17 protein-coding genes and 1 pseudogene are annotated in these 22,489 nt (G+C 61.6%); 6 read left to right on the top strand and 12 right to left on the bottom strand.

The annotated features are described in order from the left end of the window. Nucleotides 1-3 precede the first annotated feature (3 nt). The 4 genes from nuoK to nuoN are packed head-to-tail and all read left to right on the top strand — an operon-like array spanning nt 4 to nt 5,182. The gene (gene nuoK, locus E0D86_RS02920; protein ID WP_131648465.1) at nt 4-312 is read left to right on the top strand and encodes an NADH-quinone oxidoreductase subunit NuoK; all 309 of its coding nucleotides are present in this window, start codon (nt 4-6) and stop codon (nt 310-312) included. After that, a complete protein-coding gene (gene nuoL / locus E0D86_RS02915) occupies nt 309-2,153 on the top strand; it encodes an NADH-quinone oxidoreductase subunit L (RefSeq protein ID WP_131648464.1) in 1,845 nt (614 codons plus the stop codon). Before nuoK ends, nuoL begins: the two co-directional genes overlap by 4 nt. 22 nt (nt 2,154-2,175) lie before the next feature. Further along, on the top strand, nt 2,176-3,705 hold the full coding sequence (gene nuoM / locus E0D86_RS02910; RefSeq protein ID WP_131648463.1) for an NADH-quinone oxidoreductase subunit M: 1,530 nt from the start codon (nt 2,176-2,178) through the stop codon (nt 3,703-3,705). 7 nt (nt 3,706-3,712) lie between these two features. Beyond that, nucleotides 3,713-5,182, top strand: coding sequence for an NADH-quinone oxidoreductase subunit NuoN (nuoN, locus tag E0D86_RS02905; RefSeq protein WP_131648462.1), 1,470 nt, complete (start codon nt 3,713-3,715; stop codon nt 5,180-5,182). Nucleotides 5,183-5,491: 309 nt separating this feature from the next. On the opposite strand, the gene E0D86_RS02900 is transcribed toward nuoN, so the two are convergent. The 8 genes from E0D86_RS02900 to E0D86_RS02865 all read right to left on the bottom strand — a co-directional run bounded on the left by E0D86_RS02900 (nt 5,492) and on the right by E0D86_RS02865 (nt 15,907). Then, a complete protein-coding gene (locus tag E0D86_RS02900) occupies nt 5,492-7,846 on the bottom strand; it encodes an RND family transporter (protein WP_131648461.1) in 2,355 nt (784 codons plus the stop codon). Between the two features lie 12 nt (nt 7,847-7,858). Further along, nucleotides 7,859-8,947, bottom strand: coding sequence for a YCF48-related protein (locus tag E0D86_RS02895; protein ID WP_131648460.1), 1,089 nt, complete (start codon nt 8,945-8,947; stop codon nt 7,859-7,861). A 290-nt stretch (nt 8,948-9,237) separates the two neighbouring features. Beyond that, nucleotides 9,238-11,895, bottom strand: coding sequence for an aminopeptidase N (gene pepN / locus E0D86_RS02890; protein ID WP_131648459.1), 2,658 nt, complete (start codon nt 11,893-11,895; stop codon nt 9,238-9,240). 111 nt (nt 11,896-12,006) lie between these two features. Beyond that, nucleotides 12,007-12,840 (bottom strand): DUF2797 domain-containing protein, encoded by an 834-nt coding sequence (locus E0D86_RS02885; protein WP_131648458.1) that lies wholly within the window; start codon nt 12,838-12,840, stop codon nt 12,007-12,009. Beyond that, entirely contained in the window at nt 12,840-13,115 is a 276-nt protein-coding gene (locus E0D86_RS02880; RefSeq protein ID WP_131648457.1) for a YeaC family protein, read from the bottom strand. The genes E0D86_RS02885 and E0D86_RS02880 overlap by 1 nt, the downstream gene beginning before the upstream one ends. A gap of 69 nt (nt 13,116-13,184) precedes the next feature. Further along, a complete protein-coding gene (locus E0D86_RS02875) occupies nt 13,185-14,060 on the bottom strand; it encodes a rhomboid family intramembrane serine protease (RefSeq protein ID WP_131648456.1) in 876 nt (291 codons plus the stop codon). Next, nucleotides 14,061-15,020, bottom strand: coding sequence for a metallophosphoesterase (locus tag E0D86_RS02870; protein WP_131648455.1), 960 nt, complete (start codon nt 15,018-15,020; stop codon nt 14,061-14,063). Continuing rightward, the gene (locus tag E0D86_RS02865; RefSeq protein ID WP_131648454.1) at nt 15,020-15,907 is read right to left on the bottom strand and encodes an NAD(+) kinase; all 888 of its coding nucleotides are present in this window, start codon (nt 15,905-15,907) and stop codon (nt 15,020-15,022) included. The genes E0D86_RS02870 and E0D86_RS02865 overlap by 1 nt, the downstream gene beginning before the upstream one ends. 204 nt (nt 15,908-16,111) lie before the next feature. Between E0D86_RS02865 and E0D86_RS02860 the strand changes: the two genes are divergently transcribed. Beyond that, nucleotides 16,112-17,041: a DUF1853 family protein gene (locus E0D86_RS02860; protein ID WP_131648453.1), complete on the top strand. Its 930-nt coding sequence runs from the start codon at nt 16,112-16,114 to the stop codon at nt 17,039-17,041. A gap of 83 nt (nt 17,042-17,124) precedes the next feature. Beyond that, complete coding sequence (gene chrA, locus E0D86_RS02855; protein ID WP_131648452.1) at nt 17,125-18,345, top strand: chromate efflux transporter; 1,221 nt, start codon at nt 17,125-17,127, stop codon at nt 18,343-18,345. Between the two features lie 21 nt (nt 18,346-18,366). Here the strand turns inward: chrA and E0D86_RS02850 are convergent, their stop codons facing one another. The 4 genes and pseudogenes from E0D86_RS02850 to E0D86_RS02835 form a co-directional block, all read right to left on the bottom strand. Continuing rightward, nucleotides 18,367-19,473: a cyclic nucleotide-binding domain-containing protein gene (locus E0D86_RS02850; RefSeq protein ID WP_131648451.1), complete on the bottom strand. Its 1,107-nt coding sequence runs from the start codon at nt 19,471-19,473 to the stop codon at nt 18,367-18,369. Nucleotides 19,474-19,497: 24 nt separating this feature from the next. Further along, on the bottom strand, nt 19,498-20,406 hold the full coding sequence (locus tag E0D86_RS02845) for a 1-aminocyclopropane-1-carboxylate deaminase/D-cysteine desulfhydrase (protein ID WP_256681118.1): 909 nt from the start codon (nt 20,404-20,406) through the stop codon (nt 19,498-19,500). A gap of 49 nt (nt 20,407-20,455) precedes the next feature. Next, complete coding sequence (locus tag E0D86_RS02840) at nt 20,456-21,817, bottom strand: chromosome partitioning protein ParA (RefSeq protein WP_131648449.1); 1,362 nt, start codon at nt 21,815-21,817, stop codon at nt 20,456-20,458. 194 nt (nt 21,818-22,011) lie between these two features. Then, nucleotides 22,012-22,441 (bottom strand): annotated as a pseudogene (locus E0D86_RS02835) (nuclear transport factor 2 family protein). Nucleotides 22,442-22,489: the final 48 nt, after the last annotated feature.

Here is a 22,489-nt window from a genome sequence, read left to right as displayed (position 1 = left end):
GCCATGCATTCGATTCCAATGGAGCACGGCCTGGCCATCGCCGCCGTGCTGTTCTGCCTGGGGCTGGTCGGCCTGATGGTGCGTCGCAACATCCTGTTCATGCTGATGAGCCTGGAAGTGATGATGAACGCCACTGGCCTGGCCTTCGTCGTGGCCGGTAGCCGCTGGGCGCAGCCGGATGGGCAGATCATGTTCATCCTGGTGATCACCCTGGCCGCCGCCGAGGCCGCCATCGGCCTGGCGATCCTGCTGCAGCTGTATCGCCGCTTCAACACCCTCGATGTCGATGCTGCAAGCGAGATGCGCGGATGAACCTACTATTCCTGACCTTCGTTTTCCCGCTGCTCGGCTACTTCCTGCTGGCCTTTTCGCGCGGGCGTATCTCCGAGAACCTGGCCGCCGTGATCGGTGTCGGTTCGATCGGCCTGTCGGCGTTGATCAGCGCCCTGTGCATCTGGCAGTTCAACACCTCCCCGCCCGAGGGCGGTGTGTTCAGCCAGCACCTGTGGCAGTGGCTGGACGTGGTCGGTTTCAGCGTCGCCTTCGGCCTGCATCTGGACGGGCTGTCGCTGACCATGCTCGGCGTGGTCACCGGCGTCGGCTTTCTGATCCACCTGTTCGCGAGCTGGTACATGCGCGGTGAAGAGGGCTACTCGCGCTTCTTCGCCTACACCAACCTGTTCATCTTCAGCATGTTGCTACTGGTACTGGGCGACAACCTGCTGCTGCTGTACTTCGGTTGGGAAGGCGTCGGGCTGTGCTCCTACCTGCTGATCGGCTTCTACTTCAAGGAGCGCAAGAACGGCAATGCCGCGCTCAAGGCCTTCATCGTCACCCGCGTCGGCGACGTGCTGATGGCCTTCGGTCTGTTCATCCTGTTCGTCCAGCTTGGCACCCTGAACATCCCGGAACTGCTGGCGCTGGCGCCGCAGAAGTTCGCCGAAGGCGACCTGTGGATCACCCTGGCGACCCTGGCGCTGCTGGGCGGTGCGGTGGGCAAGTCTGCCCAGCTACCGCTGCAGACCTGGCTGGCAGACGCCATGGCCGGCCCGACGCCAGTTTCTGCACTGATCCACGCGGCGACCATGGTCACCGCTGGCGTCTACCTGATCGCACGCACGCACGGCCTGTTCCTGCTCGCACCAGATGTGCTGGAGCTTGTAGGCATCGTCGGCGGGGTGACCCTGGTGCTGGCCGGCTTCGCCGCGCTGGTACAGACCGACATCAAGCGCATCCTTGCCTACTCGACGATGAGCCAGATCGGCTACATGTTCCTGGCCCTGGGCGTCGGTGCCTGGGACGCGGCGATCTTCCACCTGATGACCCATGCCTTCTTCAAGGCGCTGCTGTTCCTGGCCTCCGGTTCGGTGATCAACGCCTGCCATCACGAGCAGAACATCTTCAGGATGGGCGGACTGTGGAAGAAGCTGCCGCTGGCCTATGCCAGCTTTATCGTCGGCGGCGCAGCATTGGCAGCGCTGCCGCTGGTCACCGCCGGCTTCTACTCCAAGGACGAAATCCTCTGGGAAGCCTTCGCCAGCGGCCACAGCGGTCTGCTGTACGCAGGTCTGCTCGGGGCCTTCCTGACCTCGCTGTACACCTTCCGCCTGATCTTCATCGCCTTCCACGGCGAGGCGAAGACCGAGGCGCACGCCGGTCGCGGTCTGGCCCACAACCTGCCGCTGGTAGTGCTGATCGTGCTGTCCACCTTCCTCGGCGCGATGATCTCGCCGCCGTTGTCTGGCGTGCTGCCACAGAGCGTCGGCCATGCCGGTGGCGAGGCCAAGCACAGCCTGGAGATCGCCTCCGGCGCCATCGCCCTGGCCGGCATTCTGCTCGCGGCGCTGCTGTTCCTCGGCAAGCGCGGCCTGGTCAGCGCCATCGCGCAAAGCGCACCGGGGCGTTTCCTGTCGGCCTGGTGGTACGCCGCCTGGGGCTTCGACTGGCTTTACGACAAGCTTTTCGTGCAGCCCTACCTCTGGCTCACCCGCCTGCTGGCGCGCGACCCCATCGACGCCACCATCGGATTGGTACCGCGTACGGCACGGGGCAGCCATGTGCTGCTCAGCCGCAGCGAAACCGGCCAGTTGCGCTGGTACGCCCTGTCCATCGTTGGCGGAGCCGTGCTGTTGCTCGGCATCGTTCTGCTCTGAATTTGCGCAAGGACTCGAAATCGTGATTCTGCCCTGGCTAATCCTGATTCCCTTCATCGGCGGCCTGCTCTGCTGGTTCGTCGAACGTTTCGACAAGAGCATGCCGCGCTGGATCGCCCTGCTCACCATGACGCTGTTGCTCGCGCTTGGCCTCTGGCTATGGGCGGGCGGCAATTACCAGCTCGCCCCTGCGCCTGGCGCAGAGGCCAACTGGGCCGTGGAATTCAAGCACGTCTGGATCGAGCGCTTCGGCATCAACCTGCACCTGGCACTCGATGGCCTGTCGCTGCTGATGATCATGCTCACCGGCCTGCTCGGCGTACTCTCGGTGCTCTGCTCCTGGAAGGAAATCCAGCGCCACGTCGGCTTCTTCCACCTCAACCTGATGTGGATTCTCGGCGGCGTGGTCGGGGTGTTCCTCGCACTGGATCTGTTCCTGTTCTTCTTCTTCTGGGAAATGATGCTGGTGCCGATGTACTTCCTCATCGCGCTCTGGGGTCACAGCTCGGAAGGCAAGCGCTCGCGGATCAACGCGGCGACCAAGTTCTTCATCTACACCCAGGCCAGCGGCCTGATCATGCTGGTGGCCATTCTCGGCTTGGTGCTGGCCAACTTCTACAACACCGGGGTGCTGACCTTCGACTACGAGCTGCTGCTCCAGGCCGACCTGGCGCCGGGCGTCGAGTACCTGCTGATGCTGGGCTTCTTCATCGCCTTCGCGGTGAAATTCCCCATCGTGCCGCTGCATTCCTGGCTTCCCGATGCCCACGCCCAGGCGCCTACCGCCGGCTCTGTCGACCTGGCGGGGATTCTGCTGAAGACCGCCGCCTACGGCATGATCCGCTTCGCTCTGCCGCTGTTTCCCGACGCCTCGATGGACTTCGCGCCCATCGCCATGGGCCTCGGCCTGCTCGGCATCTTCTACGGTGCAGTGCTGTCGTTCGCGCAGACCGATATCAAGCGTCTGATCGCCTATTCCAGCGTCTCGCACATGGGCTTCGTGCTGATCGGCATCTATTCGGGCAGCGAGCTCGCCCTGCAAGGCGCGGTGGTGCTGATGATCGCTCACGGTCTCTCGGCTGCAGCGTTGTTCATCCTCAGCGGCCAGCTCTATGAACGCCTGCACACGCGTGACATGCGCGAAATGGGCGGCCTATGGTCGCGCCTGCCATGGCTGCCGCCGCTGAGTCTGTTCTTCGCCGCCGCCTCGCTGGGCCTGCCCGGCACCGGCAACTTCATCGGTGAGTTCGTGGTGCTGTTCGGCGCCTTCGCCAATTCGCCATGGGTCGTGGTGATCGCCACCTTCGGTCTGGTGCTGTCGTCCATTTACTCGCTGGCGATGATCCACCGCGCCTATTTTGGCCCGACCAAGGCCGAAGGGCTACTACGCGGCCTGGACGCACGCGAGATAGGAATGGTGCTGTTGCTGGCCGTACTGCTGGTGCTGCTCGGCGTCTATCCGCAGCCGGTGTTCGACACCTCGCTCGCCACCATGAACGGTGTGCAGCAATGGATCGATACCGCTTTCACCCCAACAGTTTCGGCCCGGTAGTCTCGCCATGGAATTCACACAGCAACACTTCATCGCCCTGCTGCCTTTGCTGATCACTGGCGCCACCGCTATCGCGGTGATGCTGGCCATCGCCTGGCGACGCAATCACGGGCTCAGTTTCATCGTCACCTCGATAGGCCTGACGCTCGCCCTGTTATCCATTGTGCCTGCACTGCGGGTCGCCCCATTGGATGTGACGCCACTGCTGCGGCTGGACGCCTTCGCCTACTTATACAGCGCCGTGGTACTGGTCGCGACACTGGCCTGCGTGACCCTGGCCCACGCCTACCTGGGCGAGAAAGCCGGCTCCGAGGGTTTTCCGGGTAATCGAGAAGAGCTCTATCTGTTGATGACCCTGTCGGCAGCAGGCGGGCTGGTGCTGGTCAGCGCGCAGCACCTGGCCGGGTTCTTCATCGGCCTGGAGCTGCTCTCGGTACCGGTTTACGGGCTGGTCGCCTACGCGTTCTTCAACAAGCGCTCGCTGGAAGCCGGCATCAAGTATGTGGTGCTTTCCGCCGCCGCCAGCGCCTTCCTGCTGTTCGGCATGGCGCTGCTCTACGCTGAGTCGGGCAGCCTAAGCTTTGCCGGTATCGGCGCCAGCCTGGCTGCGCAAGGCTCGTCGCCACTGGTGCAGGCCGGCATCGGCATGATGTTGATCGGCCTCGGCTTCAAGCTCTCGCTGGCTCCCTTCCACCTGTGGACGCCGGACGTCTACGAAGGCGCGCCGGCTCCGGTGGCGACCTTCCTGGCCACCGTCAGCAAGGTGGCGGTGTTCGCCGTGCTGCTGCGCCTGTATCAGCTGTCGCCGGCCACAAGCGGTGGCTGGCTGAACGACGCGCTGAGCCTGATCGCCATCGCCTCGATCCTGATCGGCAACCTGCTGGCATTGAACCAGAGCAACCTCAAGCGGCTGCTGGGTTATTCGTCCATCGCCCATTTCGGCTACCTGCTGGTGGCGCTGATCGCCAGCAAGGGGCTCGCGGTGGAAGCCATCGGCGTGTACCTGGTGACCTATGTGCTGACCACCCTGGGCGCCTTCGGCGTGATCACCCTGATGTCGAGCCCCTACAACGGGCGCGATGCCGATGCGCTCTATGAATACCGCGGGCTATTCTGGCGGCGCCCCTACCTCACCGCCGTGCTCACCGTGATGATGCTGTCGCTGGCTGGCATTCCGCTGACGGCAGGCTTCATCGGCAAGTTCTACGTGATCGCCTCCGGTGTCGAATCCCAACTGTGGTGGTTGCTGGGCGCGCTGATCATCGGCAGCGCTGTGGGCCTGTTCTATTACCTGCGGGTGATGGTGACGCTGTACCTGGTCGAACCAGGCATTCGCCGCCACGACGCGCCGATCAATTGGGGGCAGCGTGCTGGGGGTATGATGCTGCTGGCCATCGCGGTACTGGCGTTCTTCCTGGGAGTTTATCCGCAGCCGTTGTTGGAGCTGGTGCAGCAGGCGGGGTTTGCCGCGCTCTAACACGCTCGATCTAGAAGCAGAACGCCCCGGCTCGGGGCGTTCTGCTTTCTGCGGATCGTAAGCTATCTCTCTCAACTCCTTTGTGATGTCGATCAGTCCGACAGACGCTCGCGCAACTCATGCATCTGCTAGCTGCCAAGCAGACCGCATCTAGCGATGTGGTTTTCATGTTGCATACAGCGCTGGTTTTTCGTAACCGTTTCTACGCTTCTAGTGGGGCGCACCCAGACGCTTCGCATCACGGAACCGAGCACTTCCGCAAAAAAAAACCGCGACCCAAGGGCCGCGGTTTTGCTTACTGCCGAAGCATCACACCTTCTGCTGCAGCTTTTCCGGTTTGATCAGGAAGCGCGCCAGGGCTGGCAGCAGCCAGATCGCGCCGACCATGTTCCAGAGGAACATGAAGGTGAGCATCAGGCCCATGTCCGCCTGGAACTTGATCGCTGAGAACACCCAGGTGAACACGCCGATCGCCAGGCAGACGCCGGTGAAGATCACCGCCTTGCCAGTGGATTTCAAGGTCTGATAGTAGGCTTCCTGCAACGTCATGCCTTGACGCAAATACGTCTCCAGCCGGCTATAGATGTAGATGCCGTAATCCACACCGATACCCACGCCCAAGGCGATCACTGGCAGTGTTGCTACCTTTACGCCAATGCCCATGAAAGCCATCAGCGCATTGCCGAGGATCGAGGTCAGCACCAGCGGCAGAATCACGCAGAGCGTCGCGGCAACGGAGCGGAACGTCAGCAGGCACATGAAGCTCACCGCCGCGTAAACCGCGATCAACATAGTGGTTTCGGAGGCTGCGATGACTTCGTTGGTAGCCGCTTCGATACCGGCGTTACCGGCAGCGAGGACAAACTCCAACCCTTCACGGTTGTTCTCCTCGGCGAACTCACGCGCCGCGGCTACGACGTGCTCCAGCGTTTCAGCCTTGTGATCGTTGAGGAACACCAGCACCGGCGCCAACGAGCAATCACCGTTGTACATGCCCTCGGCACGAGCGATGGAGCTGTTCAGGACGAACTGGTTACGCGACAGGGTTTCCCATTTCAGGCTGCCCTCGTTCATGCCCTTGATGCTCTGCCGCGCGACCGTGACCATCGACACCGCCGACTGCACGCCTTCTGTGTTCTCCATCTTCCACATCAGCTCGTCCATGGCGGCGAGCGTGTCGTAATGGGCGCAGCCTTCAGGCGCCGTCTTGACCATTACCACCAGCACGTCGGAGCTGGTCGAGTAGTTGCGGATGACGAAGTCATTGTCCAGGTTGTAGCGCGAATCCGGGTGCAGTTCCGGTGCGCCCTGGTCGAGATCGCCGATCTTCAGGTTCTGGCCGTACCAGAGCCCCCCGCCCACGGCGAGCAAGGCAATGACGATGGAAATCGGCGCGACCACCGGGTTGGCGAAATTCGCCAGCAACCGCCAGAACGGGTGGTTGCGCGCCGCTTCCTCGCGAGCCTGCTTGACCGCACGCTGGCTGATACCCATATAGGAAATCGCCACCGGCAGCAGGATCAGGTTGGTCAGGATGATCACCGCCACGCCCAGCGAAGCGCCAATCGCCAACTCGCGAATCACACCGATATCGATCAGCAGCAGCGTCACGAAACCAACAGCATCAGACGCCAGTGCCACCATGCCGGGGATGAACAACTGACGGAACGCCATGCGTGCAGCCGCCAGCGGATCATCGGTTTCGCCCGAAGCCATGGCGATGCCGTTGATCTTCTGAACACCGTGGGAAATACCGATGGCGAACACCAGGAACGGCACCAGCATCGAATAGGGATCGAGCCCGAAGCCCAGCGTGTGCAGCAAGCCGAGCTGCCAGGCCACGGCGATCAGCGTAGTCACCACCACCGCGATGGTGCTCTTGAAGCAGCGGGTGAACCACAGCAGCAGCGCTAGCGTGATGCCGATAGCAACGAAGAAGAACAACGCGACACCGACCAGCCCATCGATCAGATCGCCCACCTTCTTGGCGAAACCGATGATGTGGATGTCCACATTCGGGTTCTGCGCTTCGTACTTGTCGCGAATCTTCTCTTCGAGCTCGTGGGAAAACGTCTGGTAGTCGAGGGTGATCTGCTTGCTACGGTCATCAGGATCCGAGTAGGACTCCATCAGCGGCACGTCGATGATGCTGGACTTGAAGTCGTTGGCCACCAGACGCCCGATCTGACCGGACTTGAGGATGTTGTTACGCAAATCGTCGAGGCTTTCAGGCGAGCCGTCATAGGTCTGCGGAATGACTTCACCGCCGGCGAAGCCCTGCTCCGTCACCTCGGTCCAGCGAACGCTCGGGCTCCACAGCGACTTCATGTTCGAGCGGTCGACACCCTGGATGTAGAACACTTCGTCATGAATCTGACGCAGCGTCTCCATGTACTCCTTGGAGAAGATGTCGCCATCCTTCGCCGCCACGGAGATACGCACCGTGTTGCCCAGGTTGGCCAGATCATCACGATGCTGGAGCATGTTCTGAATGTAGGGATGCCCCAGCGGAATCATCTTCTCGAAACTGGTCGAAGGACGGACCTGAGCAGCCTGGTAGAACAGGAATACGCTGATCAACAGGCAGACAAGGATCACTGCCGGTCGATTGTTGAAAATCAGGCGTTCTAGAAAGGACGCCGGCTTCTGCTGATGCTTGGTCATGTTGGCTCCGGCTTATTGTTGTTGTGCGGGCAAGTTGGCGCCGGTCGGCGAAACGACCCTGACGCCGCTCTGCCCGACGAGGACCAGATTGCCGTCCGGGTTGGAGACGACGCCTGACAGTGAGCGTCGATCCGGGCGACTGAACAGCTTGAAGCTCCGTCCTTGATCCTCGCTACTAAGCACGGTGCCGCCGTGGCCGACCACGACGATACGACCATCCGGCAGAAGATTGCCGTCCGCTAGCCCCGACTCAAGGGCATCGCTTCCGTCGAGCAGATCGATCGCTTGCCAGCTATCACCGAAGTCGGCGGAACGGAACAGATGACCGCGCAGACCGAACGCCACGACCACTCCGGGTTCGCCGCCGCTCACGACGCCGAACAAGGATCCCTGATAGGGCGACTCGACGCGCTCCCAGGTCTCACCCATGTCGCTGGAACGGAACATTCCGCCCATTTCGCCAACAACGAACAGACCCGCGTCCTGAATGTGGGTGATGGCGTTCAAGTGGGCGCCGTCCTCGTTGTCGAGGCGATCAGCAACATCTTCCCAATTCTGGCCGCCGTCAGTGGTTTCCAGCAGCACGCCATAAGCACCCGTGGCGAAGCCGTGCTCCGAATTTTCGAACCAGACGTCAAGTAAAGGCACTTCGCCTTCGCGATTTTCGTATTGCTGCGTCCAGGTTTCACCGCCATCGCTGGTCGCCAGGATCAACGCGTCGTGGCCGACCGCCCAGCCATGTTTGTCATCGACGAAATAAACAGCCGTGAGCATCTGACGGGTCGGAACCTTGGCCTGAGACCACGTAGCGCCGGCGTCATCGGAAAAGAGGATATGCCCGCGATCACCAGCCGCGACCAAGCGCTTACCCGCATAAGTGATATCGAGCAGAAGAGCCGATGCGGCCTTCTCCGATTCGATCGCATAGCGGGTCGCTGGCTCAGCGCTTTGCGCATGAGCGGGAGCGGTGGCGAGAAACAGGATGGATAGAACACTGCAGAGCGAGAGCGTTCTTGCAAGCGGCGAATACTTGAAATTCGACTTGCGGGATGTTTTTTCCGCACGGCCGAACCGGGTGCGCCACATGACGGGCTCACTCATACATACCCCCTTTATTCTTATTAAGGTAAGACCTGCGTTAAGTACCAGGCGGAGCCATGCTATAGGGCTTTCGAAAGCGGCGGCAATTGCCTGGACGTTATGTTTTGTTAAGCCAGGCTGATTGATGTTGCTTGATTAGCAGGCTTTATGGCACGGCATTTCACCGCCGCTTTACATTCCGTTTCACGGAAACGATCCGATCTCCGATGAGTACCCCCCGAAAGAACGAATCCCGTGACATCGCACGGGATTCAGGGTGGTTCATATCACCTTGCAGGCGCTGCAGCGTGTCAGGCGAGGCTCTTGCTGACCACCTCGTAGACATCGCTGGACAGCTCGCCCGAGGCCAGAATCCGTTCCAGCTCGCCCTTCATCAGGCCCTGCCGACCGGCGTCGTACTTGCGCCAGCGAGTCAGCGGTGCCAGCAGGCGCGAGGCGATCTGCGGGTTGAGACCATTCAATACGATGATCTGATCGGCCAGGAACCGATAACCGGCACCATCGGCGCGATGGAAGTTGATCAGGTTCTGATTGGCGAAGGCGCCGATCAACGCACGAACCTTGTTCGGGTTCTTCAGCGTGAAGGACGGGTGTTGCATCAGGTGCTGGACACGCTCCAGGCCGCCCGGCTGGGTGTTGCCAGCCTGCACGCTGAACCACTGATCCATTACCAGCGGGTTGTCCTTGAAGTTTTCGGCAAAGGCTTCGAGCGCCTTGTCACGCTCGGCTGCGAAGCCCGAGTTGACCAGCACGGCCAGCGCAGCCAGGCGCTCGGTCATGTTGTCGGCCTCCTCGAACTGCTCGACGCAGGCGGCCACCACTTCGGGCTTGCCGCTGAGAATCAGATACGACAAGGCGATGTTCTGTAGAGCACGACGGGCAAAGTGGCTGGCTTCGGCAATATAAGGCGTCTGCCGGGACAGCTCGCGGTTGGCCTGGTAGCGCTTCCAGAACAGGTCGAACAACGCTGTAGCGATACCCTGGCGAGCAAAGTCGCGCGCCGCGTGAATGGCATCGACATCCGCCACTTCGCTGATTTCGGTGAGGTAGGCCTCGCTCGGCAGCGAAAGCATTTCGGCAACCATCGCCGGATCGAGGCTTTCGTCTTCCAGCAGGCTGCGCAACGCCTTGACCAGACGCTGGTCCAGTTGCAACGCTTCGCCGCGCTGATGCTGCGCGATCATTTCCTGCAGCACCTGCACCGACAATTGCTGACCGGCCTCCCAGCGGTTGAAACCGTCGGAATCGTGCTGCATCAGGAACATCAGCTGATCGCGGCTGTACGGAAACTCAAGCTTCACCGGCGCGGAGAAACCGCGCAGCAACGAGGGCAACGGCTGCTCGGGAACGTCGACGAAGGTGAACGTCTGTTCGGCCTGATCGACTGCCAGCACGCGAGTGGTCCCGACGGCGGCATCCTCGCCTTGCAGGCGCAGCGCAATCTCGTTGCCCTGGCCGTCCAGCAGGCCCAGCGAAACAGGGATCACGAATGCCAGCTTCTCGCTCTGGCCCGGCGTCGGCGGGCAGCTTTGGCGGAAGGTCAGGCTATAGGTCTTCGCGGCAGCATCGTATTGCTCGCTGACGGCGAGGCGCGGCGTGCCGGCCTGGCTGTACCAGCGCTTGAACTGGGTCAGGTCGGCACCGTTGGCGTCTTCCATGGCCTTGACGAAATCATCGACGGTCACGGCCTGGCCGTCATGGCGCTCGAAGTAGAGATCGCTGCCCTTGCGGAAGCCCTCCTCGCCCAGCAGCGTCTGGATCATGCGCACCACCTCGGCACCCTTCTCGTACACGGTCAGGGTGTAGAAGTTGGAGATCTCGATGAATGACTCGGGGCGAACCGAGTGGGCCATCGGCCCGGCATCTTCAGCGAACTGATGGGTACGCAGGTAGGACACGTCCTCGACGCGCTTGACTGTTTCCGAATTCATGTCGGAGGAGAACTGCGCATCGCGAAAGACAGTGAAACCTTCCTTGAGCGACAGCTGGAACCAGTCGCGGCAGGTCACACGGTTGCCGGTCCAATTATGAAAGTATTCGTGGGCAACGATCGCCTCGACCCGCTGATGTGCGGCGTCGGTGGCGGTTTCCGCTCGAGCCAGCACGGCGCTGGAGTTGAAGATGTTTAGGCCCTTGTTCTCCATCGCACCCATGTTGAAGTCGTTGACCGCGACGATCATGAAGATGTCCAGATCGTACTCGCGACCGTAGGCCTCTTCATCCCACTTCATCGATTTCTTCAGGCTGTCCATGGCGTGCTGGCATTTGTCGATATTCTCCGGCTCGACGTAAATACGCAGCGCCACGTCGCGGCCGCTCATGGTGGTGAAGCTGTCCTCGACGCACCACAGATCACCGGCCACCAGTGCGAACAAATAAGCCGGCTTCTTGAACGGATCTTCCCAGGTCGTCCAGTGGCGGCCGTCGTCCTCTTCGCCGCTGGCGATCGGGTTGCCGTTGGACAGCAGGATTGGATAGGCATGCTTCTCGGCGCTCACCGTCGTGGTGAACTTGCTCATCACATCCGGGCGGTCGAGGTAGTAGGTGATCTTGCGAAAGCCCTCGGCCTCGCACTGGGTGCAGAACATGCTGCCGGACTTGTAGAGGCCTTCCAGCGCAGTGTTGCTCTCCGGATGGATGACCACGCTGCTGTCGAGGGTGAACGCGGCGCTATCGGGCTGCAGGGTCAGGCTTTCGCCGGCGACTTCGTAATCGCCCAGGCCCAGCTGGCGGTCGTTCAGCGACAGCGATATCAGCTCGAGATCCTGGCCGTGCAACTGCAACGGCGGCAGGCCGGCGCCCGCTTCAGGATTGCGGCGCATCACCAGTTGCGCATGCACCAGGGTGCGGTCTTCGTACAGTTCGAAGGTCAGGTGTGTTTCATCGATCAGGTACTCGGGCGCCTGATAATCCTTGAGATGAATGACTTTCGGTTGTTCGGTGCGCATCGATAAAAGCCTCTTCGAGGCAGCTACAAGCCGCAAGCTTGAAGCTGCAGGTAAATGTGCCGTGGTTGCCTCCGACGCCCGGAATCAAGCCTTCGCGGGTCAAGCTTGAATTTATGGCGTGCAGCTTGCGGCTATTTGATAAGCGGTGAACTTGCGGATGTTGATCACGCCGGTGTCCAGGATCAGGTATTGACCCTTGATGCCGCGCAGGGTGCCTTCAACAACGGGCGTCTTTTCCAAGTCTAGACTGACGATCTTGGTCGGGTAGGCATCGACCGGGTAACGGATCTCCAATACCTCGGCGTCCGCCACTGGCTGGATTGCCTGTAACCCATAGCGCTGCTGCAGGCCCCGCAGGCCTTCGGCGCAGGCATCGAATATTTGCTCGCGAATCTCGATCAGGTCGATGGGCTCGGCATCCCCCTTGAGCAGCGCGCGCCAATTGGTGCGATCAGCCACCTGGCTGCGCAACAGGTCTTCGACCATGCCCGACTGCTGGCGAGTAGCGACACGCATGATCGGCAGCGCCTGGCTCGCGCCCTGGTCGAGCCAACGGGTCGGCAACTGCGTGGCGCGAGTGATACCTACTTTGATACCTGACGAGTTGGCCAGATAGACCACGTGGTCGGTCATGCAGAAGTCCATGCCCCACTGCGGATCGCGGCAAGTGCCGAAATCGTGGTGGCATTTTTCCGGACTCATGATGCAGATGTCGCACTGCGGGAGCTTCTTGAAGCAGGGATAGCAATAGCCCTGGCTGAAGCTCTTGTTGGTCTTGCGTCCGCAATGGGTGCAGTTGATAGCGCCAAGGTATTCCAGCCGCAGGGTCTTGCCGATCAGCGGATTGACGGGCACCAGTTCGTCGTTCAGACGGAAGGAATATTGCGCTTGGGCACCCAGCTGAATTGACATCTTGCTCAGGGCGCCGCGTCCTAGCTCCAACATCAGTGACGGGTCCCGGAAGCGGGTGCGAACAGACTGGTGTCGATCGGCGCCTTGTTCTTGCTCTTGGAGGCGCATTCATCACCGCCCATATAACCGGTGCGCTCTTCTTCCGGCAGGTTCTGGATTTCCCAGGCGATCATCGCGCCGAGGCAGGTTTCCTTCTGCTCGGGCGTCAGCTTGCGACCGTCGCTCCACTTGCCCAGCTCGACGGCAGTTTTCAGGTTTTCGTAGATTTCGGGGGTGATGTTTTCGATGGCTTCGATAAAGGACGACATGGCCGGCTCCCGGGGAAACAAGCGCGCATTCTACCGAGCGCCGCTGCTTTAGGGAAAACGATCAGCCTTTCAGTTGCCTTGGCCCGCGGCCCTGCGGCGCGCCAGCAGCCCACCAAGGATACCGGTCAGGCACCCAGCGACCAGCCCGCCGACGTGGGCCGCGTTAGCGATCGCCAATGCACCGAAGCTCACCACTTCGATCACCCCAGTCAGGCATACCACCAGCCAGATCAGCATCAGCACCACCACACCGGGCGGCAGTCGGTAGGCTTCGTCCGGCGACAGCTTCTGGAACAGCCAGCAGTGGCCGAGCAGTCCGTACAAAACGCCGGACAACCCGCCAAAGATGCTCGGCCCGCCGAACAGGTATTGCGCCAGGTTGGACACGGCGCCGAACAGCAGCGTGAACCCGAACAGCATCAGCGCGCCCTGGCGATATTCGATGCGCCGCCCCAGCTCCCAGTACCACATGGAATTCATCGCCAGATGCAGGAAGCCGAAGTGCACGAAGATCGGCGTCACCAGCCGCCACCACTGCCCTTCTGCGAGGGTCTGTTCGAGCGTCGCGAAATAGGCGTACTCGCCGTCGATACGAAAGTCGCTGAAGCTGAACCAGCGAATGGTCTCGAAATTCTCGCCGAGCATGGTGATCGCCGCCGCGATCAGCGTCAGCAGCAACACCGCGGCGGTCAGCGGACTGCGGCGCAGACTGGCGACGAATCCCCCACCGCGGCGTGGCGGTTGCTCGGCGACGACCGCGCCGTCGCCTTGCGGGTAACGCTGATAGAGTTCACGGACTTGCTCAGCGGTTTCAGCCGGCACGCGCAGTACCTGCTCACCCGACTCTTCGGAGACGCGACAAGGCACCTGCAGGCGCCGCAGCAGCGCGACGAAACCACTCAGGTCTTCGGATAAGGGCAGGCGCAACGCCTCGACAACCACCATCTAGCGCTCCACATTCACCCAGACGAATTTCGCCGGGTCGAGTCGGGTTTCCTGGTCGAGCCGGTAGGCGACCAGCTTGCCGTATTTCACCGCGCTGTAATCCAGGCAAGCCAGGTTATGACGTATGGGCGCGGGCTCGCCGCTACGCCAGTAATGCCCGACGAACAGCAGCGGATCGTCGGGCCCGTACAGGAACAAGCGGCTCTTCTGGCTTTCGCTAAGCGGCAGGCACGCCGCCTTTTCCGGCAGGCCGTCGGGCTGGAACACGATATCGCCGTAGGTCCTGGGGTTCTCTTCCCAGAACTTGGTGCGGAAGAAGCTGCGAGTGAATCCCTCGGCGCTGGTCAGCGTCAGGCCCTGGGGCAGCGGCATGTCGGTGCCACGCAGTAGACGGTCCAGTGCCTTGGCCGCGAATCCGTCACTGAACGCGGCATCGCGCAAGAATTCTGGATCGACACAGCCGTGGCTCAAACGCTGGCGAAGCTGATCGATGACGGCGTTATCCCAGCAGGCGTGAACCACGCGGAAACGCTCGCTCTGAAGAAACAGAGGCAGCTCCATGAACCACTCGCGAAACGCCCGCCATTCATCCGGATAGTGTTCGAACTGCTGGAAGGTCTCCTGCAGCAGCGTCTCGTAGCGCGGGGTATGTTCGCGAACGAAGGTCTTGCCGCTTTCCGGCGGTGCCGGGGTGTACCAGCCCAGTGCGTTGAATTCGTGGTTGCCCATGATGCAGTAGGCCTGTTCCGCCTCGACCATCGCATGCACCAAATGCAACGCCTCACGAATGCGTGGGCCGCGGTCGATGATGTCGCCGAGAAAGATCACTTGTCGGCGCGGATGCCGCCACACATCGCCATGCCGGCGATAGCCGAGCTGATCAAGCAGCCGCTCCAGGGTACGAGCGCAACCATGTACGTCCCCGATGAGGTCGTAGCTGCGCTCCGGATCGACGATCACTATTCCCCTCCACCGAGGCGGCTGCCCCAGCCAAGCTTGGTGCGGCAGACCTCGTAATAATTGTGGTCCAGCGGATGGATCAGGTGCAGCTTCTGCGGCTTCTTGCGCACCGTGACGGTATCGCCCGGCGCGCAAGTGAAATGGTTCTGGCCGTCACAGGAGACCTGCGGATAGATCTGCATGTTCGGCGATACCACGATCTTCAGCTCGCTGTTGCCATCCACCACGATCGGCCGGCTAGACAGGGTATGTGGATACATTGGCACGACGACGATTGCATCCAGCCGAGGGTGCATGATCGGCCCACCAGCAGACAGCGAGTAGGCCGTGGAGCCGGTGGGCGTGGCGATGATCAGGCCATCGGCCTTCTGGCTGCAGACGAACTGGCCGTCGATGTACAGCTCGAACTCGATCATTCGGGTCGACTTGCCTGGATGCAGCACCACGTCGTTGAGCGCGTCGCCTTCTCCGATGGACTCCTCGAAGCGCCTGACCTGAGCTTCGAGCAGGAAGCGATTTTCCAGGGTGTATTGCCCACGCAGCACTTCAGCAACCTTCTCTTCCAGCTCGTCGGGGCGAATATCGGTGAGGAAGCCAAGGCTGCCACGGTTGATTCCAAGCACCGGGACACGATGCTTGGCCAGCGCTCGCGCCGCGCCAAGCAAGCTGCCGTCACCGCCGACGACAATCACCAGATCACAAGAGTCGCCCAGCCGTTGCCGCGACGAGGTCTGCATGCCATGCCCCGGCAACACCTCGGCGATGTTTTCTTCGAGAATGACGTGCAGGTGGCGCTCCACGAGGAATTTCTTCAGTCGGCGAATGGTGTCCAGCACCTGGGAACTGCCCAGGCGGCCGATGATGCCGATGTTGCGGAACTGGTCCATTGAAGCTCCCTGATAGCGTGGCGGGTAACAGGCCGGCACGCATCGAGCGGTAGCGGGCCGGGCAGAGCCTAACAGGCTCTAGATTGGTGTCGCGCGGGCGCGTTTGAGTTCAACACCGCGTTAGCGGACCCCGTTGCGGTGCGGCGCGAGGATTATGGGCGAAAGGCCAGAGGCGCAGCAAACCATCCCGGCTATGCTTGCTGCATGACCCTCCCTTGTCTTGACGAAGTAATGTCTAACTTGCGGCACCCACAGGTGCGGGATCTCGCCTGGGTAGTGCTCTCGCCGCCGCTTTTGATCGATGCCCCATCACCCCAGCGCCACCCGCTTTCGGCCAGTCGCTGGAGCAATGACCCCGCTGCGCTGAGCGACTGGTTGCTATTGCTCGACAGACAGCCGGCGGTACTCCAGGCGTGGCTGGCACAACACAGCATTCGCCGGCTGGGCCTGTATTACGAACGCCTCTGGCAATTCGCGCTGGCTCAGGCGCCGGATGTCGAACTGCTGGTGGCGAATCTGCCGATCCGCCAGGGCGGCCAGACGTTGGGCGAGCTGGATCTGATCCTGCGCGATGCCGAAGGCGTGCATCACCTTGAACTCGCGGTGAAATTCTACCTGGGCCTGCAGACCGGCGATAGCCGCCGACACGACCACTGGCTGGGTCCCGGCAGCCATGATCGGTTGGATATCAAGTTGCAGCGCCTCTGCGAGCACCAGCTGCGACTCTCGTCCAGCCAACAGGCACAGGCACTACTGACCGAGCTGACTTGCCGCCAGATCAAAAGCGCCTTGTGGCTCGGTGGCTACCTGTTTCAACCCTGGCAGGACGGGTGTGAACCGCCCGTTGGAGCCAACCCGATGCATCTCGGCGGGTCATGGTTGCGGCTGCGCGACTGGCTGCATTCGGCTGTCACCGATAGCGATGCGCACTGGCAACCGCTGCCCCGTCAAACCTGGCTGGCCCCGGCGCAATTGGAAGACAGCCAACTCTGGCAAGCCGAAGACGTTCAGCAATGGATTGTCGATGCCAATCGCAGCCAGGCACGCCTGCTGGCTCGAATGGAGCCCGACGCAGATGGGCACTGGGTCGAGCGCGAACGCCTTTTCGTGGTATCCGATAGCTGGCCTGGGTGATGCACTCTTCATCAAATCGTCATTCACATGCGACACACTACAGCGCCCATCAGACTGCCCCTCAGTAACAGAACGGCCCATCGATGTCCTCAGTCCAACCCGATTCAATTCCTCTGCAGCATTCAAGCACCTGGACCATCTTTCTGGTGTTTCTGCGTCTGGGGCTGACCTCCTTTGGAGGTCCGGTGGCTCATCTCGGCTATTTCCGCGAAGAGTTCGTCAACCGCCGCCGCTGGCTGGATGAGGCGGGATATGCCGATCTGGTAGCGCTCTGCCAATTCCTGCCAGGGCCGGCGAGCAGCCAGGTCGGCATTGCCATCGGTTTGCTACGCGGTGGTTATCGCGGCTCGCTGGCCGCCTGGGCCGGGTTCACCTTGCCGTCGGCGATCGCGCTGATGCTCTTCGCGTTCGGCATCGGCAGTTGGGGCGAAGCCGTTCCGGATGGGCTTCTGCATGGCCTCAAGATCGTTGCGGTTGCTGTGGTGGCCCAGGCGGTTTGGGGCATGGCCCGTAACTTATGCACAGACGGGACACGTATCACCATCGCGCTGCTCGCCGCGTGCGCGGTACTGGCTCTGCATAATGCCTGGGCGCAGCTTGGCGTTATCGTGCTGGCAGGTCTGGCCGGGCTGATGCTGTTTCGCCCTACATCGAAGGGTTCTCTCGCGCCTCATCAGGGCCGTCAGGGTCGCTCGGTTGCCGGCCTCTTCCTGTTGTCGTTCTTCGCGCTGCTGATGGCGTTGCCCGCGCTGACCGCCGCTTCCAGCAGTCAGTTGTTGGCATTGTTCGACACCTTCTACCGCGCCGGCGCGCTGGTCTTCGGTGGGGGGCACGTGGTGCTTCCGTTGTTGCAGGCCGAAGTCGTACCCAATGGCTGGGTCAGCAACGACATATTCCTTGCCGGCTACGGCGCCGCCCAGGCGGTGCCGGGGCCGCTGTTCACTTTTTCGGCTTTTCTCGGCGGGTCCATCGGTACTGGCAGCGCCGACCTGATAAACGCAGCCGTATGCCTTGTGGCGATATTCACCCCTTCATTTCTGCTGGTGTTCGGCGTCATGCCGTTCTGGGACAGGCTACGCGCCAACCTTCGCGTACAGGCAGCGCTGGGTGGAGTGAACGCCGCGGTGGTCGGCCTGCTACTGGCGGCGCTTTATGATCCGGTCTGGACCAGCGCCATATTCGGCCCCGTCGACTTCGCTCTGGCGCTGGTCGCGCTGGTCGCCTTGATGGTCTGGAAGCTACCGCCCTGGCTGGTCGTGCTGGTGGGCGGCCTTGCAGGCTGGGCTATCGCCGCGGTGTCTTGATCGTTCGCCAGTGATTTCAGCTCAGCCACTGCGTTCAGTGCGACCACCGGAACGAGCTAGATAGCCGCTGCCCTGCTCACAGATCAAGGTCGCGTGTTGCTCGGCGGACAGCCCATCGAGGCCGTCACACAGCGGATAAGCGGTGAAACCCAGCTGGGTCAGCAGAAAGACCGCGCTGGCGCTGCGCTTGCCGCTGTCGCAGTAGCACAGATAGATCCGATCCTGAGCCAGCAGGCGTGTCTTGAGACGCAACAGATGCAGCGGCATATGCAGTGCCTGCAGCGCATGGCCGCGCTGATATTCCTCCAGCAGTCGGACATCCAGCCATTGAGCACCTTTCGCGATCAGTTCGTTCGCCTCGGCAAGGTCAAGCTCGGCTACCACCGGCGCCTTCAACAGGGCGATGAAATCCCGCCGCGCCAGGCGCAGCACCTGAGCATTCTCGAGCAGCGTCACGGTGGCGTTGCGAGGGCATTCGGTGAGCAAAGCTTCTTCGCCGAAGCAGGCGCCGACATCCAGTTCCGCCACGACCTGCTCTACACCGCCAAGGCCGGATATGACCTCGGCTCGACCGCTCTTGAGGAAGTAACAGCAGTCGCCGGCATCACCTTCACGCAGCAGTACGTAACCGGCAGGTAGCTCGATCGACTCGAGCCTGCCAAGCATCTTTCGCACGTTTTCCGGCGGCACCTTGGCGAACAGCGGATTGTCCAGCAGCGCTTCGAGCCAGTCAGTCAGTTCGCCAGCCGTGGACAGCTCCAGTAGCAGATCGGCATGGGTCTGATGCCAAGACAGCAAACGATCCAGCTGGGCGCCATCGACCGTCAATACCCTGCAGTCTTCCAGCGCCCGCACCTGGCTCAGCCGGGGTCCGGGGCCGAATGCGTGGCAGCTTTCCGGCGAGCCAGCGGCCATCCGCCATTGCTTGCCGTCCGGCCCATGCATGGACAAGGCGCCGGTGAGCAGGAAGTAGCAGGAACCGGCGCCTGTCTCGTCATCGAACAACAGCTCATCGGCGAGCAGCAGTCGCGGAATCAACTGCGCGCGAAGCGTTTGAAGTCGACGAGGCGAGAGCGCGTTGAGCGGAATCAGACTACCTAACTGATCGGGACGCAGCGGCTTGTTCATCCATGGTTCCAGAAGACGGGAAAGTCAGCGCAGCAGCTCGTCCAACTGCGCCTGCGCAGCTCGCCGGCCCTGCAAGCCACCGGTATGCACGAAGATGAGCCGCGTGCCGGGCGTAAAATAGCCGCGCTCAATATAAAGGCGCAATGCCATCATCGCCTTAGCCGTATAGACCGGTTCCAACGGCAACCCGGTGGCACGCTCGGTTTCCACCATGAAGCGCGCAAGCGCCTCGTCGAACCGACCGAAACCGCCGCGACACGCATCGATCAGCTGATAGTTCGTGTTGGAGACTTCAGCCTCGCCGAGCAGCCTGTCGACTTCCTGCGCGACACCATGAGACGGCGGTCCTGCCAGCGCACCGTAGACGCGGCGCTCGCCCTGCTCGGCCTCGCCGATCACCAGTCCCGCCAGGGTCGTACCGGTTCCAGCGGCCAGCCACCAGCCGTCGTGATCGTCCCAGCCAACCGCGGCCAGTTGCTCCCGTACGCGTGTCACCAGCGGCGCGCAACCCCGCGCGCCAGCGAGGCCGCCACCGCCTTCCGGCACGCAGTAAAAGCCGGGATAACGTTCGCACCAGGCATCGAAGAATCCCGGCTGGTGCCGCTCACGGTAGCCGCCGTAGCCCAGCCAATGCAGTTGCATACCGAAATTCTGCAGATCGTCGATGGTCGCCGTCCGCTGTGGTTGCCCGCGCAGCAGGCCGACACTGGCCAACCCGCTGCGTCTGGCAGCCGCCGCCAGCGCATGTAGATGATTCGAATGGGAGCCACCAAGGCTGATGAGTCCTGATGCACCGGTCGCCTGCGCGGCCTGCAAATGGTGAGCGAGCTTGAACCACTTGTTTCCAGACAGCTCGGGATCGACCAGATCCAGGCGCAACACGGCGACCTGCACCTGCGCTTGTCGCAGCCAAGGCAAGACGATGAGCTGCAATGGCGCGGGCCGTAACTCTGGAAATGATGATGGGAATGCCGGCAAATCGTCAGCTACCCGTGCGCAGCCGGTCCTGAGCTCTATGTCTGGCACAGCAGTTGGACTCGCCAATGAAAAAACGGCTAGGGGCTTCCACTTTGTCCAGCGGCATATTGCAGCGCTCTCCACTGGACAAGGTAGCGACGCAGGTCGGCTGTTGATAATGCTGTACCCACTGGCCGTACTGCTCTTCGGAAACGGCACATTTGGCTGCGGCATAGGCGAGAGGGTTTTGCTGATAGCGCGCCATGTCATGCAGCGGAATGGTCAGGTGGCCCGCACCGGGGTGATAAGCCATGAACGTCACGCCGATTCCTGAAAGACGCTTGAGCACTTGCTCACCGCTTTGCTCGATGAGTGCATCACGCTGCTTTTGGAGTTGCTCGATCTCCTGCTGCAGCTGGGAGTCCAGTTCGTTGCGGTAGGCCAGCTCCACATCACGGATGGACACTTGCTCTTTGTATTCGGCGACCGCTGCTGCGATCTGCCGCCTCAACTCCTCATTGAACTGCGCCTGCGAGGCTTGCGCTTCGGCGCGGCTGTTGTGCTCCAGCGCACGCAGCTGCTGGCTCATTTCTTCACGGTTTTTTTGGAAACCCTCCGCCTGCTCGGCGAGCTGCGAGCGAAGCTGTTCGACGAGCTGCTCCTTGTCCAAGAGCTCCTGGCGTAACTGGGCAGCCTCTTCCAGTAGCCTGGCCTGCTGCTGTGCAGCCAAATCGCGTAGTCGGGTGATATCGGCCTCGCGCTGCTGCTCGAGATTGGCGATGCGCAGACGCTGCTGCTTGATCAGCTGCGCCGCCTTAACGCGCTGCTCCTGCTCGCGCTTTTCGGCTCGCTCGGTGGCCGCTTGCTTGGCAGAATCAGCCGCATACCAGGCGTCCTCGGCGACCATCTGTAGGCGTTCGGCCGGTACCACCTGAGGTATTTCTTCTTCGACCAGCAGGCCGAGCTGGTTGCGCCTGATTCGGTCACGCAGCATGACGAGGTGATTCCGGCTCTGGGTCAGTTCCGGGTCCCAGAGATGCATCTGATACCAGGACACCGGACATTGGCTGCGGCATGCCAGGCGAATGGGGCCCGCGCCTAGGTCAGGCCCACGTCCGGTGCGCTCGGCCAGATTGCGCAGTGGAATGTTCCAGCCGCTGTCCGCCGAGCCGTCTTCGTTGAAATCCAGGTAAAAGAACACCGCCGCACGGATCTGCAACCGGGTATTGATCAAGACGTAGGCGACACGCATCTGCTGATCGGCGAACTCCGGCATGCTCACCACGCCATCGAGCATGGCCTCGAATTCCGGGTAGAGCATTTCCTTACAGACGCCGCCATCATTGAAGAACAGTACGGCTTCGACCGTCTGCGGTTTGATCTGCATGCTCGCACCCTCAATGGCTTGATCAGCTAGCGAATGTTTCCATGAGGCGGTCGCATAACGCCGCTTCTCTATTGTCGGGCGCAAGTGTAGGAGAAAAATCGAAACGGGCGATGTGATTGGGTTGGCAGCGAGTCCGGTGCCCACAACTCCTGAGTTGCGCAGGAGAAAAACTGTGACTGAGTTGGAGAAGCCGGTCAGGACTTCATCGCCGCAAGCTGAGGCGCCAGACGCCGGCCCATTTCTTCACCAAGGGCCGCCAGGCCGCTCATTGGGCACCATGACTTCGAAATCAGTGATCAGGCCGGACCCGTCGAAGCGAATCATGTCGATGCCCTTGAGCTGTCGATCGCCGACACGCGCGCTGAATTCCAGCACGACGCTCAAGCCGTCCGCACTGGCCAACTCGCGGTGATAAGCGAAATCCTCGAAGACCTTCACTACGGTATTGAGGATCAGACTGACCGCTGCCGCACTCTCATAGGGCTTGTAGGCCATCGGCGAGCGAAACACGGCGTGCGAATGTAGCAACTCTGGCAGGCGGCTGAGATCGGCGGCTTCGATCATCTGATGCCAGCGCTGCAGCGTAGCGGCAGCGGCCGGTTGCAACGAAAGTGCGGTGTGCATACGAGGCTCCTATGAATAAAGCGGCCCCGCTCGAAGCGGGGTCGGGTA

The sequence above is a fragment of the Pseudomonas sp. IC_126 genome (assembly GCF_004331835.1).
Taxonomy (GTDB): Bacteria; Pseudomonadota; Gammaproteobacteria; order Pseudomonadales; family Pseudomonadaceae; genus Stutzerimonas.
Note: the sequence above shows the minus strand (reverse complement) of the source record. Positions and strands in the feature narration are given on the sequence as shown.